The 12,163-nt window shown below is 68.1% G+C and carries 14 protein-coding genes; 5 read left to right on the forward strand and 9 right to left on the reverse strand.

The genetic code is table 11. The annotated features are described in order from the left end of the window. Positions 1–154 precede the first annotated feature (154 nt). Positions 155–610 carry a hypothetical protein gene (locus tag ACFK0J_RS19910; RefSeq protein WP_378742470.1) on the forward strand — a complete coding sequence of 152 codons (456 nt, stop codon included), beginning with the start codon at positions 155–157 and terminating at the stop codon, positions 608–610. A gap of 69 nt (positions 611–679) precedes the next feature. Here the strand turns inward: ACFK0J_RS19910 and ACFK0J_RS19915 are convergent, their stop codons facing one another. Continuing rightward, positions 680–1,555 carry a sigma-70 family RNA polymerase sigma factor gene (locus ACFK0J_RS19915; protein WP_378742472.1) on the reverse strand — a complete coding sequence of 292 codons (876 nt, stop codon included), beginning with the start codon at positions 1,553–1,555 and terminating at the stop codon, positions 680–682. Positions 1,556–1,690: 135 nt separating this feature from the next. On the opposite strand from ACFK0J_RS19915, the gene ACFK0J_RS19920 reads away from it, so the two are divergent. Beyond that, positions 1,691–2,038 carry a DoxX family protein gene (locus ACFK0J_RS19920; protein WP_378742474.1) on the forward strand — a complete coding sequence of 116 codons (348 nt, stop codon included), beginning with the start codon at positions 1,691–1,693 and terminating at the stop codon, positions 2,036–2,038. 42 nt (positions 2,039–2,080) lie between these two features. On the opposite strand, the gene ACFK0J_RS19925 is transcribed toward ACFK0J_RS19920, so the two are convergent. Then, positions 2,081–3,667, reverse strand: a complete 1,587-nt coding sequence (locus ACFK0J_RS19925; RefSeq protein ID WP_378742476.1) for a GMC family oxidoreductase — start codon at positions 3,665–3,667, stop codon at positions 2,081–2,083. Positions 3,668–3,778: 111 nt separating this feature from the next. On the opposite strand from ACFK0J_RS19925, the gene ACFK0J_RS19930 reads away from it, so the two are divergent. Together ACFK0J_RS19930 and ACFK0J_RS19935 are read left to right on the forward strand one after the other, a co-directional pair. Then, a complete protein-coding gene (locus ACFK0J_RS19930) occupies positions 3,779–4,528 on the forward strand; it encodes an SDR family oxidoreductase (protein WP_378742478.1) in 750 nt (249 codons plus the stop codon). A 97-nt stretch (positions 4,529–4,625) separates the two neighbouring features. Continuing rightward, positions 4,626–5,069, forward strand: coding sequence for a nuclear transport factor 2 family protein (locus ACFK0J_RS19935; protein WP_378742480.1), 444 nt, complete (start codon positions 4,626–4,628; stop codon positions 5,067–5,069). Here ACFK0J_RS19935 and ACFK0J_RS19940 read toward each other — a convergent pair. Continuing rightward, a complete protein-coding gene (locus ACFK0J_RS19940) occupies positions 5,018–6,034 on the reverse strand; it encodes a GlxA family transcriptional regulator (protein WP_378742482.1) in 1,017 nt (338 codons plus the stop codon). The genes ACFK0J_RS19935 and ACFK0J_RS19940 overlap by 52 nt on opposite strands. 96 nt (positions 6,035–6,130) lie before the next feature. Between ACFK0J_RS19940 and ACFK0J_RS19945 the strand changes: the two genes are divergently transcribed. Continuing rightward, on the forward strand, positions 6,131–6,589 hold the full coding sequence (locus ACFK0J_RS19945) for a hypothetical protein (RefSeq protein ID WP_378742484.1): 459 nt from the start codon (positions 6,131–6,133) through the stop codon (positions 6,587–6,589). A gap of 4 nt (positions 6,590–6,593) precedes the next feature. Here ACFK0J_RS19945 and ACFK0J_RS19950 read toward each other — a convergent pair whose 3' ends face one another. The 6 genes from ACFK0J_RS19950 to ACFK0J_RS19975 are packed head-to-tail and all read right to left on the reverse strand — an operon-like array spanning position 6,594 to position 12,161. Continuing rightward, entirely contained in the window at positions 6,594–7,172 is a 579-nt protein-coding gene (locus ACFK0J_RS19950) for a TetR/AcrR family transcriptional regulator (RefSeq protein ID WP_378742485.1), read from the reverse strand. A 25-nt stretch (positions 7,173–7,197) separates the two neighbouring features. Continuing rightward, positions 7,198–8,667, reverse strand: coding sequence for an FAD-dependent oxidoreductase (locus ACFK0J_RS19955; RefSeq protein ID WP_378742486.1), 1,470 nt, complete (start codon positions 8,665–8,667; stop codon positions 7,198–7,200). After that, a complete protein-coding gene (locus ACFK0J_RS19960; RefSeq protein WP_378742487.1) occupies positions 8,660–9,064 on the reverse strand; it encodes a carboxymuconolactone decarboxylase family protein in 405 nt (134 codons plus the stop codon). Before ACFK0J_RS19960 ends, ACFK0J_RS19955 begins: the two co-directional genes overlap by 8 nt. Next, positions 9,061–9,930 carry an NAD(P)-dependent oxidoreductase gene (locus ACFK0J_RS19965; protein ID WP_378742488.1) on the reverse strand — a complete coding sequence of 290 codons (870 nt, stop codon included), beginning with the start codon at positions 9,928–9,930 and terminating at the stop codon, positions 9,061–9,063. The genes ACFK0J_RS19960 and ACFK0J_RS19965 overlap by 4 nt, the downstream gene beginning before the upstream one ends. Beyond that, positions 9,930–10,676 (reverse strand): SDR family oxidoreductase, encoded by a 747-nt coding sequence (locus ACFK0J_RS19970; protein ID WP_378742490.1) that lies wholly within the window; start codon positions 10,674–10,676, stop codon positions 9,930–9,932. The genes ACFK0J_RS19965 and ACFK0J_RS19970 overlap by 1 nt, the downstream gene beginning before the upstream one ends. Positions 10,677–10,691: 15 nt before the next feature. Further along, positions 10,692–12,161, reverse strand: a complete 1,470-nt coding sequence (locus tag ACFK0J_RS19975) for an aldehyde dehydrogenase (RefSeq protein WP_378742491.1) — start codon at positions 12,159–12,161, stop codon at positions 10,692–10,694. Positions 12,162–12,163: the final 2 nt, after the last annotated feature.

Here is a 12,163-nt window from a genome sequence, read left to right on the forward strand (position 1 = left end):
GCATCGGATACCGGTCGGTTGGCGTTTGTGACCGGTCACAGCGGCGAGCCGGGGCAGCCGATTGGTCGCTTGATTTGTTGAAACCTGGTCGGACTGTTATGAATTGACCGTTGTATCCAACATTGGGTCGGGGAGTTCGAAAAGGAGGGGGTTCGTGGCGTTTCGCCATACCACCGTGAAGTTTCGTCGTCTGTTGATCGCGGCCGCGTTGCCGGTTGCGGTCGCGGTGGCGTCGGTCGGCGTTGCTCAGGCTGACCCGGGTGTGCCCGGTAGTCAGCCGGTCGCCGTCACAGCGGTGGAAAACAGCGCGGCAGCGCCGGTCGCTGAGCCGGTCGCGCAGGTCGTGCCGGTTTCGCAGGAGGCCGGTCTGCCGCTGGAGTCGATCAAGAACGACGAGATCAAGAACGAGGACCCGCTGGCCAACGGCATTGTCGGCGGCGCGCTCGCCGGAGCCACCGGCTCGGCGATCATCGGCTGCATTGCCACGATTTACGTGCTGTGCATCCCGGGTGCCGTGAACGGCGCCATCTGGGGCACCGTGCTCGGTGCGGTGGTCGGTGCCCTCGTCGGCATCATCGCGCCGAACTCGGTTCCGCGCATCCTGCCGTAAGGCCGGTGCCGGCCGTGCCCGCACACCTCTCCGGTGTGTGGGCACGTTTTGCGTTGTGGCCCAAGATGATTACGCCAGCACCGCGATGTCGAGCGCGCGCAGGCGAGCGGGATCGGCGATCACCTCGTAGCCCGCGATCCGGCCGGCGCGCACTGTCACGGTAAGAGCGAGCAACAGTTTGCCGCGCGGCGCGACCAGGATGCCGACCGCACCGTTCACCACGGCGAGCGTGGCCACCCGCGAACGACGTTGCAGCAGTACGGTTTCCTCGGCCACCGCCCGCGCGCCGCGGACCACCGCCGCCATCCCCGCGGGCAGCACGGCCGGGTCGGCGACGCGGACCGCATCGGGGGCGAGCACGGCGAGCAGGGCGTCGAGGTCACCGCCGCGGGCAGCGGTCAGGAACGCCTCGACCACGTGCCGTTGTTCGGCGAGTTCGGTTGCCGTCGCGGTCGATTCACCCTGTGTGCGCTGCCGTGCCCGGCTGGCGAGCTTCTTCGTGGTCGCCGTCGTCCGCCCGACGATCGGCGCGATCTGATCGAACGGCACCGCGAACAGATCGTGCAGCACGAACGCCACCCGTTCGTCGGGGCCGAGCGTGTCCAGCACCACCAGCAGCGCGCGGCCGACCGAATCGATCAACACCGCTTCGTGTTCCGGGTCGCTGTCGTAGGCGGCGTCGCCGAGTTCGGCCAGCAGATCGAGGGGGTCCTCGCGGCGCGCGGTCCGTGCGCGCAACATGTCGAGGCAGATCCGCGAGACCACTGTGGTCAGCCAGCCGACCAGATTTTCCACGTCATCGGTGTCGTGGCGGGCCAGTCGCAGCCACGCCTCCTGTACGGCGTCGTCGGCCTCGCTGACCGAACCGAGCATGCGATACGCGACCGCCCGCAAGTGGCCGCGATACGTCTCGAATCGCCGCGCCAGCATGTCCTCGGCCCGCATCGGTCACCTTTCCGTTCCGTCATCCGTCACACGTTCGACAGATCCGACCGCGCCCGGCCGGGCGAGGTGCGGCGTCACCCGGCGCCACACCACGATCGCAGGCCCGTCGCCGCATGAACCAGGAGGGTATTACCTATGTCCACCGCCTACGTCATCGTCACCATCGCCGCCGCGGCCGCCATGCTGATCGCGTCCGGTGTCGATGTCTTCCGCGCCCAGTGGGTACGCGACAACATGAGGCGCTACGGCCTACCCGACTGGACGCTGTATCCGTTGGCCCTGATCAAGGCGGCCGGGGCGCTGGGCCTGCTCGTCGGGCTGGCCATTCCCGCGCTCGGCTTGGCCGCCGCGATCTGCCTGGTCCTCTACTTCATCGGCGCGATCATCACCATTGTCCGGGCCCGCGGCTACGGCGACCTTGCCTATCCGATGCCGTACCTGGTGCTGGCCGCCGCGTCGCTCGGCTTGTTCGTCGCGTCGTGATCACCGCCGAGCAGTCGGCGCACTGTCGGGAGGGGCCGCCTGCTACCCGTTCAGGATGAACCGTGCCGCCTGCTCACCGATGAAGACCGCCGGTGCGTGCGTGTGGCCGCGGATGAGCAGCGGCATGACCGACGCATCCGCCACCCGAAGGCCCTGCACGCCGCGCACTTCCAGGCGCGGGGTGACGACGCTGGCCACATCGGTGCCCATCCGGCAGGTGCCGACGGGGTGGTACAGCGTGTGCGAGTAGCCGTTCAAGGTGAGTTCGAGGGTCGCTTCCATGGTCGCCGGTGCTTGCGGCGGATAGATCAGCGGGCCGAGTACCGCCTTCATGGCCGGGGTGGCGGCGATTTCGGCGCAGGTGCGCAGGCCGGACATGATCGCGGCGCGGTCGATGCCCGCGCTGTCGGACAGGTAGCGCGGGTCGATCACCGGCTTGGCCGCCGGGTCCGCGGAGGCCAGCGTGATGCGGCCGCGACTGTGCGGTCGCAGCAGCACGGTCGCCAGGATCACGCCGTGCTCGGTCGGGTCGACCAAGCCCTCGTGGTAGAACGGCGCGGGGGCGAAGATCAGCTCTAGGTCGGGCAGGTCGAGATCGGGCCTGCTGCGCACGAACCCGTAGGCCTCACCCACATTGGAGGTGAGCATGCCGCGATGCCGGAGCAGGTAGTCGAGCAGTTGGCGCGGCTTCTCGGCGCCGAACAGCGAGTCGGCGGCGACGCCGTAGCCGATGCCCGCGACGAGATGGTCCTGCAGGTTCGCGCCCACCTCGGGCGCGTGCCGGAGGGCGCGAATACCTTGGCGCGCCAACTCGTCTCGATCGCCGATGCCCGAAAGCATCAGCAACTGGGGGCTGTTGATCGCGCCGCCGCAGAGCACTACCTCGCGCCGCGCGGTGACCGTGTGCGGCCCACCGCCCTGGTGATATTCGACGCCGACCGCGCGGGTTCCGTCGAACAGGACCCGGGTGGCCAATGCCTCGCTGCGGACGGTCAGGTTCGGCCGGCGCATCGCGGGCCGCAGATAGCCGTCCGCGGTGCTCCAGCGCCTACCGCCGTGCTGGGTGACCATGGTCTGGCTGAAGCCTTCCGGCTCCGGCCGATTCGGCGGCTCGACCTCGAAACCGGCCTCCCGCACCGCCGTCAGGTAAGCCGCCGTGAGCGAGCGGGGGCTGCGTTGCCGCGAGATGTGCAGGGGGCCGTTGGCGCCTTCGTCCGGATACTGTGCGTCCTCGACGTTTTCGATCCGCCGGAACTGCTCGACGGCGGCCGCGAAGCCCCACTCGTCACCGGCCAGCAGCGCCCATTCCTCGTAGTCGGCGCGGAAACCACGCACCCACATCATCGCGTTCATCGATGACGAGCCACCGAACATCTTGCCGCGCGGCCAATAGATCTGCCGGTTCTTCAGCTCCGGCTGCGGCTCGGTGAGGTAGTCCCAATCCACCTCGGAGCGAAACAGTTTCGCGAATCCGGCGGGGATGTGCGCGAATTTGTTCTTGTCCTGCGGCCCGGCCTCGAGCAGCACCACCGAGTTGTTCGGATCGGCACTGAGCCGGTTCGCCAGTACGGCGCCCGCGGATCCGGCGCCGACGATCACGTAGTCCGCGGTAAGCCCACCTGGTTGCACTTGTCCCACTCCGATCTGCGCTGCCTACGGCAAAGATACGAGGATCGGGTTGGCCGGGGTTCGATTTCGCCCAACCGGACACAAGTCACCGACTACGGAGGTATCGAACCAGTGGATGCGGGAACAGTGATCGTCACCGGCGGCAGTCGCGGCATCGGCGCCGCCACCGCCCGCCTGCTCGCGGGGGAGGGCCGCCGCGTCTGCATTGCCTATCGCGCCGACGCCGCGGCGGCCGAGGCGGTGGTCACCGATATTGCCGCCGAGGGCGGTACCGCGCTCGCGGTGCGCGCCGATATGAGCAGTCCCGCGGACATCGCGGCGCTGTTCAGCACCGTCGACACCGAGCTCGGACCCCTGCGCGGCCTGGTCAACAACGCGGCGACGCTCGAGACCCAATGCCGGGTAGACGAACTCGACGCCGAGCGACTGCACCGCGTGATGACCGTCAACGTCATCGCCCCGATGCTGTGCGCGAAACACGCGATTCAGCGCATGTCCACCGCGCACGGTAGCACGGGTGGCGCGATCGTCAATGTGTCGTCGGCGGCCGCGCGACTCGGCTCACCCGGTGAGTACGTCGATTACGCCGCGAGCAAGGGCGCCCTCGACACTTTCACCCGCGGACTCTCCGTCGAAGTCGCCGCGGAAGGCATCCGAGTCAACGCCGTCCGTCCAGGCTTCATCCACACCGATATGCACGCTCAGGGCGGTGAGCCCGGCCGCGTCGACCGGCTCGCCCCGACCCTGCCGATGCGCCGCGGCGGTCGCCCGGAGGAAGTCGCCGAAGCTATTGCCTGGCTGCTGTCCGAGCGCGCCTCGTATGTGACCGGCACCTTCATTGATCTCGCAGGCGGGCGCTAGAGTAATATGGTGACGCATATCACATAACGATCGATCGGTCGTATTACACGGCTAGCCTGGTTCCGTACCGTTCGGTTCGAATCGTGGAGAGGACGTGATGGCAATGGCCGACGAGGACCGCGCGCGCAAAGTCGCGATCATCGAGCAGTTCTTCGAGTTCACCTCGGCGAAGGAATTCGAGAAATTGTTCGCGTTGTTCACCGATGACGTTCGGATGTCCATCCCATACCAGCTGCCCGGATTTCCGTCCCACGTGGAAGGCATGGACGCGATGCGCCGGTCAACTGCGGCGATGGACCGATACGAGCGGAACATCAATGTCGTCGGCAAGATCGAGCCGATGCTCGACCCGGACAGCTTTCTGGTCGAGTCGAAGGGCGACATGGTCGTACAGGAGACCGGGCGGCCCTACCGCAACGACTACCTGAATGTCTTCCGCTTCCGCGACGGCAAGATCGCCGAGTGGGTCAGTTACCACGACCCGGTGCGTCAGCTCGTCGCGTTCGGAATCACGGAACTTCCCGTACCCGCGGAATCCTGATCGTTCGTTCCGGCATAGGCGACCCGGAAGCGTGCGGGCGAGGTGCCGTAGCGGTCGACGAAGGCTTGGCGCAAGGTTTCGGCGGAGCCGAAGCCGCAGCGGGTGGCGATGGCGGCGACTGGTAGCCGGGTCCCGGCCAGGAGTTGGGCGGCGGCCTCGGTCCGGGATCGGCGGACGAAGCGGCCCGGGCTGCGGCCGAGTTCGGCGACGAACAACCGGGTGAGATGGCGTTCGCTGACCCCGATTTCGGCCGCTAGGGTGCCCGCGGACAGGTCCTGGTCGAGGTGGCTGTTGATGTAGGTTACGGCGCGACGGACCAGGTCGTGATCGGCCGGTGGCGCGGCCACGAACATGCTCATCTGCGCTTGGTTGCCCGGGCGATGTAGGTAGGTCACCTGCGCTCTGGCGACTTCGCGCGCGGTCTCGGCACCGTGATCGTCCTCGATGAAGGCGAGCGCCAGGTCGAAGGCGCTGGTCACGCCCGCCGCCGTGGTCACGTTCTGTTCGCGGATGTAGATCGGTCCCGGATCCATGGTGACCTTCGGGTACCGGGCGGCGATCTGATCCGCGAAGAGCCAGTGCGTGGTCACCCGTTTGCCGTCGAGTAGTCCTGCGGCGGCGAGTATTTCGGCACCGGTGCAGACCGAGGCGATCCGGGTGCTTTCCGCGGCGAGGCGCCGGACGTGGCCGACGATGCGGGCATTGTCGGCGGCGGCGCGGCTGCCGAATCCGCCGGTGACGATCAACGTGTCGAGCGGCCCGGTGAGGCGTTCCAGGCAGTGGTCGCCGCGCAAGACCAAACCGGATTGGGTGGTGATGTCGTGGCCGCCCGGGGTGGCCAGGCGCACGCGGTAGGGCGGATCGACGCCGAGCCGGTTCGCCACGTCCATGCAGCTGGATACGCCGGAGATTTCGACCAGCTCGCTGTCGTGATAACCGACGATGACGACTTCACGTACCCGCACCCGTCAAGCGTACGTCGAATGACCGGTATCCCAAGATTTCGGACATCGCCCCTCGACTTCGTTGTCCGGTGACCGCGCGGCGGGCACGGTAGCGCCATGCTCATCGAAACATCGCCCGCGGCCGACACCCGCCCGCACTCCGGCAACGCCGCTCTCGCCGTCCTGAAACGCCGATGGCCCACGCTCGTCGGGGTAGTCGTCGCGCTCGCCCTGCCCGTCGCGACGCCGGACGCGTCCTGGATCGGTGCGGTGATCTTGATCGCCGCCGCCGTCGCCTATCCGCTCTTCGGTGCCTACCGCAGGCACCTGCATGGCCGAAATCTGCTGCTGGTCCAGGCGATATCCTTTGTCGCCTTCATCGCTGTCGCGGTGGTCGTGCTGCTCATCGATGAGACGGTGGGCCGGTACTTGCTCGCCGGAGGCTTTCTAGCCCACGCTGCCTGGGATTTCGCGCATCACCGCGCGGATCGGATGGTGCCGCGCTGGTACGCCGAGTTCTGCGCGGTGGTCGACGTGCTCGTCGCGGTGGTCTTGGTGCTCGCTCCGCTGCTGTGAGCGACTATTTCAGGATGAGCAACGCCGACTTCTCGATCCGGTCGGCGATCTCCGAATACGACGCGTAACCCATGCCCGCCCGCACGAGCGCGCCCGCGTACAGCAACTCCAATGACTCGACGACATCGGGATCGGAGTCCGGGCCGAGGGCGCGGATGATCCGCTTGCGGATCTCGGTGCCGATGCGCCCGCGCAGATGCTCGACATCGGGATCGCGGCCGAGCAGCGCGCTGGTCACGGCGCCGGACAGTTCCTGCTCATCGGCCACCAGCATGGCGATGTTGCGCAATTCGGCGATCACCCGGACGGTCGGGTCCGGGTCCTCGCTCGCCGGCGACGGCGCGGAAATCAAACGCCGCCAGAAGATCTCGGCGACCAGATGTTCCTTCGAGGAGAAGTACGTGTACGCGGTCGCGGTACCGACCCCCGCCGCCGCGGCGACCATCCGGATCGTCATTCCGGCGAATCCTTCGCGCGCAAGCACTTCCACCGCCGACCGGGTGAGTTTGTCGACGGTGTCGGCCTGCTTCCCGGACAGCCTGCGGCGGGTCGCCTCGAGAATGACGGAATCGGGTTCGGACATGTGTCTGGATACTACTATGGCCGGTTCAGTTCTTGGCCGCGGCCGAGCCGGCCCGGCGGCCGTAGAAACTGCCGTCGCCCAGCGAGGCCCCGCTCACGTAGCCGCCCGCGCACAGCCCGGAGGTGCAGCGCCCCGCGGCGTAGAGGCCGGAGATGGGCTCGCCGGATACGTGCAGCACCCGGGAATCCAGGTCGGTGCGCAGCCCGCCGAGGGTGAAACCCGCGGTGAAACCACGCATGTCGAATGCGGCCAGTGAACCTTGCAGCGGGCGAACCCATTCCGGCTTCTTGCCGAGCAACGGGTCCTTGCCGTCGGCGGCGTGCAGGTTGTAGCAGTCGACGGTCGACTGCAACGCCAACGTCGGCAGCCCCATTTCGCCCTCCAGCTCGGCCACCGTTTCGGCGGCCCAGTTCGGCGGCTGCCGGAAGAAGGGGGTGGCGGTCTCGGTGGCCAGCCCGGCCTCGTAGGCGGTCTCGTCGATGACCAGATACGCCTGGTTGTCCTGCTGGATGAGCGTCGCCTGGCCGATCCGGCCGGGATAGGTGTCCTCGGCGATGAACCGCTGGCCGCGCCCGTTGACCAGGATGCCGCGCGCCATCAGCTGCGGGTCGCCGAAGAACGCCACCTCGGTCGCGTCCATGTGCGCCAGCTCCGCGCCGAGCGCCTGCGCGACCCGGATACCGATGCCGTCGTGCTCCTCGATAGCGGCCGCGGGCCTGCCGATCAGTCGCGGCGCGTAACCCTCGATCATCTGCTGGTGGTAGGCGAAACTGCCGGTGGCCAAGACGAGTCCGCGATCGGCGCGGATCGCCACCGGCTTGCCGTAACGCTTGGCGATCACCCCGACGACGCGATCGTCGTCGTCCACGACCAGACGACCGATGCGCAGGTCGTATTCGACGCGGACACCGAGCGATTCGGCGGTCTCGGCCAGCGGCTTCATCAGCATGTAGCCGCCGCTCTTGCGGCCGATCTTCTTGTCGGCCAGCCGCGGAACATGGCCGCGCGGAGCTGGTTTCGCGATCGCGTTGAACGGGGCGGCGTTCTCGCCGCCGGAGTACATCAGCCCCTCGTCGTGCGGGGGCTCCCATCCGGGCTCACCCCAAAACGCCTCGCGGAACGGCACTCCGCAGGAGACCAGCCAGTTGTAGTGTTCGACGCTGCCGCGGCAGTAGTCGGCGATCTTGGCTTTGTCCACGCCGGGACCGAGCGCCGCGAGCAGGAAGGTCTCCATATTCTCCGGGGAGTCCTCGAAGCCGAGTGCCTGCTGGAGCGGGGTGCCGCCGCCGAGGTAGATGAAGCCGCCCGCCATCGCGGCCGCGCCGCCCCAGCCGCCGGTGCGTTCCAGGATCAGCACATCGGCACCCGCGCTGGCTGCCTCGATCGCCGCGCACACCCCGGCGATGCCGTAGCCCGCGACGACGACATCGGCCTGCTGGTCCCACTCGGTGATGCTGCTCGCGCGCAACGGGCGAAGGGAGGTGGCATCAGTCATGTTTCGGTCCTTCACTCTGGCGGGCGCCCTTCTTCTGTTGCGCCACAATGGTGCCCACCAACAGGTCCAGTTTGGTGCCATTCGGCCAACCGACGTAATGGCAGAGGAATACCGCGATCTCGTGCAGCTGCTCCTCGGTGAGTTCCGCGTTGCGCAGCGCCGCGCCGATCTGGATGCCCGCGGTGTCGATGGCCCCCTGTGCGGTGAGTGCCCCGAGCAGCAGCAGCCGCCGGTCCCGGATGGACAACGCCGGACGCGACCAGATGTCGGCGAACAGGTGGTCGGCGGTGACGGCGAAGTGGCTGCCGGGGTAGTCCTGGAATTCGGTGCCGTACACCTCGGCCATCTTGGCCAGTCCGCGCTGGCGGACGGAATCGGTGGAACCGTTGTCGGTCATGAACTGTGCCTTTCGGATGCGCCGACGCCGAGCCCCGGCCCGAGATGTTCGAGGGCGAGTTCGGCGAGGGGGAGGGCGACGTCGAGCCGGTTGCCGAGGTCGAGGGCGAGACCGAGGTCCTTCTCGCCGAGATCGCGCACGTGCCGCAGGATCGGCAGCCAGAAGTCGCCGTCCTCGATCGGTGCGGTGCGATCGCGCAGCATGATGGCGCCGGGCCCGCCGGTGACGGCATCGGAATGCCGCACCACCTTGCCGAGCACTTTCAGGTCGAGCCCGGCCGCCTCGGCCAGCCGCTGCGCCTCGGTGGCCGCGGTGAACGCGACGAAGTGCAGCAGATTGCGTGCCAGCTTCATTCGCGTGCCCGCGCCGACCGGCCCCGCGTGCACGATCAGGTCGGCGAAGCAGCCGAACGGCGCACGGACCCGCTCGAAGGCCGTGTCGCTGCCGCCGACCATGACCGCGAGCGTCCCCCGCGTGGCGCCCGGTGCGCCACCGCTCACCGGCGCGTCGACGAATTCGACGCTGTGCGTGGCGCATTCGGCGGCCAGTTCGTCGGCGGTGCGATCGCTGATCGTCGAGTGCACGGCCACGACCGTTTCCGGTGCGGCACTACGCAATAGGCCCTCGGGTCCGGTGATGACGTCTCGCACCTGCGCATCGTTCACCACGGCCACCGAGATGATGTTGGCCTGCTCGGCCAAACGGGCGGGGGAGTCGGCGGCTCCGGCACCGGCCTCGGTGTACGGCAGCACCGCGTCGGCCCGCACATCACACACCGTGAGCCCGCCGGGCCAGTCGAGTAGCCGGGTGGCCATCGGCGCACCCATGGCACCGATGCCGATGAAGCCGATCCTGGCGTCACTCATCAGCGGAAGACCTGCCCGCCATCGACATTGAAGATCTGCCCGGTGACCCAGCCCGCCTCGTCGGAGAGCAGGAAGAGGCAGGCGCCCACCAGATCCGCCGGTGTGCCCATTCGCTTGAGCGGTAGCCGATTCACCATGTCCTCCACGATTACCCCGGGTGTCACCGTTTTGGTGGCCTCGGTGTCGATGGGGCCCGGTGCGATGGCGTTGATCCGGATGTTCGACCCGCCCAGCTCGAACGCCAGCTGCTGGGTCAGGCCATTGATGCCGACCTTGGCCAAGCCGTAGAAACTGGCGTACATCCATGCGGCGGTGGACGATTGGTTGACGATCGAACCGCCGGTCTTGCGCATGTGCGGCCAGACGGCGCGGGTCATGTTCAGCGCGCCGTCCATGTTCACGCTCATGAACTTCTTGTAGTAATCCCATGGCACGGTGAGCAGCAGGTTGACCTTCATCTCGCCGTAGATCGCGGCGTTGTTGACGAGATGGTCGATCCCGCCGAATTCGGCGACGGTCAATTCGGCCAGCGCCGCGGCGGATTCGGGATCGGACACGTCGACCTGACCGAACACGGCGGTGCCGCCGTCCGCGGTGATCTTCTCTACTACCGCCTGTCCGCCTTCGGCATTCTTATCGGCGACAACGACTTTCGCGCCCTCGGCGGCCAGCGCCGCGGCGTAGGCGGCGCCGATGCCCTGTGCGGCACCGGTGACAATGACGGATCTTCCCGCGAAACGGGCCATGACAGTGTGCTCCTCTTATCCAGCGGTCGCGATCAGCTTGGTTTCCAGGTATTCCTCGAACCCGGCGATGCCCATTTCCCGGCCGATGCCGGACTGCTTGTACCCGCCGAACGGCGCGTCGGCGGAATACCAGACGCCGCCGTTCACGCTCAACGTCCCGGTCCGCACCCCGTCGGTGACGCGGCGGATCCGCTCCGGGTCGGTGCCCCACACCGAGCCGGACAGTCCGTAGGGGGAGTCGTTGGCGAGCCGGATGGCGTCGTCGTCGCCGTCGTACGGAATGACCACCAGCACGGGGCCGAAGATCTCTTCCTGGGCAACGGTCGCGGAGTTCGGTACGTCCGCGATCAGGGTCGGCTCGATGAAGAAGCCGCGCTCGTGATTCTTCGGGCGGCTACCACCGGTCACGATGCGGCCGCCCTCGGCCCGGGCGAGCTCGAGGTAGCGCTCCACTCTGGCGCGCTGGCGTGCGGAGATGAGCGGCCCGCACACCGTCCGCGGGTCGGCCGGATCGCCCGGTCTGATGCCGTCGAGCGTCGCGGCGGCCGCCTGCACCGCCTCGGTGTAGGCCGCCCGCGGGACGAGCAGCCGGGTGGTGATGGCGCAGCCCTGCCCGGCGTGCACGCACACCGAGAACGCGGCCACCCCGCAGGCCGCCGCGATATTCGCGTCGTCGAGCACGATGAACGCCGACTTGCCGCCGAGCTCGAGGAACGCCTTCTTGAGTGTCGTTGCGGCGCCGCGCATCACGGCCCGCCCGGTCTGGGTCGAACCCGTGAAGCTGATCAAGTCGACGCCGAGATGCTCGGTGAGCCGCGCGCCGATCCCGTGGTCGGCGGAGGTCACGATGTTCACTACGCCCGCCGGGATGTCGGTCTCCTCGGCAAGGATCGCGCCGACGGCCGCCGCGCACCACGGTGTGTCCGGAGCGGGCTTGAGCACCACGGTATTTCCGGCGGCGAGCGCGGGACCGAGTTTGGCGAAGGTGATCTGGTGCGGAAAGTTCCACGGGGTGATCGCGCCGACCACCCCGACGGGCTCGCGGCGCAATACCCTGCGGGTCTTGATACCCATGGGTTCCGCGGTGCCGAGATCCGTTTCCCAGCTGTAGGTTTCGGCCAGCGAGGCGGAGTAGGCGAGATCGGCTACCGGACCCTCCAACTGTGGGCCACGGGTGAACATGGCGGGCGCGCCCGCCTCGGCGATGGTGAGTGCGCGCAGCTCTTCGATGTGGGATCGCAGTGCGGTGCGCAGCTGGTCGAGGCAGTGCGCGCGGAAGGCGTGGTCGCGGGACCAGTCGGTCTCGTCGAATGCGGTGCGGGCCGCGGTGACTGCCGCGTCCAAGTCCGCGGCGCTCGCGTTCGCCGCGTGCCCGAGGACCTCTTCGGTCGCCGGATTCACGGTGGCGAACACCCCGTCCGCGCCCTCGACCAGCTTGCCGCCGATCAGCAGGCGCGCACCGTCGGCGGGGAGAAGGCTGCTCATGC

The sequence above is a fragment of the Nocardia brasiliensis genome, assembly GCF_042691675.1.
Lineage (GTDB): Bacteria > Actinomycetota > Actinomycetes > Mycobacteriales > Mycobacteriaceae > Nocardia > Nocardia brasiliensis_D.

Bases quoted from the DNA above. Each gene is read 5' to 3' on its own strand.
- ACFK0J_RS19915 (WP_378742472.1), bottom strand. From the start codon at position 1,555: ATGCGGGCCGAGGACATGCTGGCGCGGCGATTCGAGACGTATCGCGGC.
- ACFK0J_RS19950 (WP_378742485.1), bottom strand. From the start codon at position 7,172: ATGTCCGAACCCGATTCCGTCATTCTCGAGGCGACCCGCCGCAGGCTG.
- ACFK0J_RS19945 (WP_378742484.1), top strand. From the start codon at position 6,131: ATGCTCATCGAAACATCGCCCGCGGCCGACACCCGCCCGCACTCCGGC.
- ACFK0J_RS19920 (WP_378742474.1), top strand. From the start codon at position 1,691: ATGTCCACCGCCTACGTCATCGTCACCATCGCCGCCGCGGCCGCCATG.
- ACFK0J_RS19965 (WP_378742488.1), bottom strand. From the start codon at position 9,930: ATGAGTGACGCCAGGATCGGCTTCATCGGCATCGGTGCCATGGGTGCG.
- ACFK0J_RS19960 (WP_378742487.1), bottom strand. From the start codon at position 9,064: ATGACCGACAACGGTTCCACCGATTCCGTCCGCCAGCGCGGACTGGCC.
- ACFK0J_RS19955 (WP_378742486.1), bottom strand. From the start codon at position 8,667: ATGACTGATGCCACCTCCCTTCGCCCGTTGCGCGCGAGCAGCATCACC.
- ACFK0J_RS19970 (WP_378742490.1), bottom strand. From the start codon at position 10,676: ATGGCCCGTTTCGCGGGAAGATCCGTCATTGTCACCGGTGCCGCACAG.
- ACFK0J_RS19935 (WP_378742480.1), top strand. From the start codon at position 4,626: ATGGCAATGGCCGACGAGGACCGCGCGCGCAAAGTCGCGATCATCGAG.
- ACFK0J_RS19975 (WP_378742491.1), bottom strand. From the start codon at position 12,161: ATGAGCAGCCTTCTCCCCGCCGACGGTGCGCGCCTGCTGATCGGCGGC.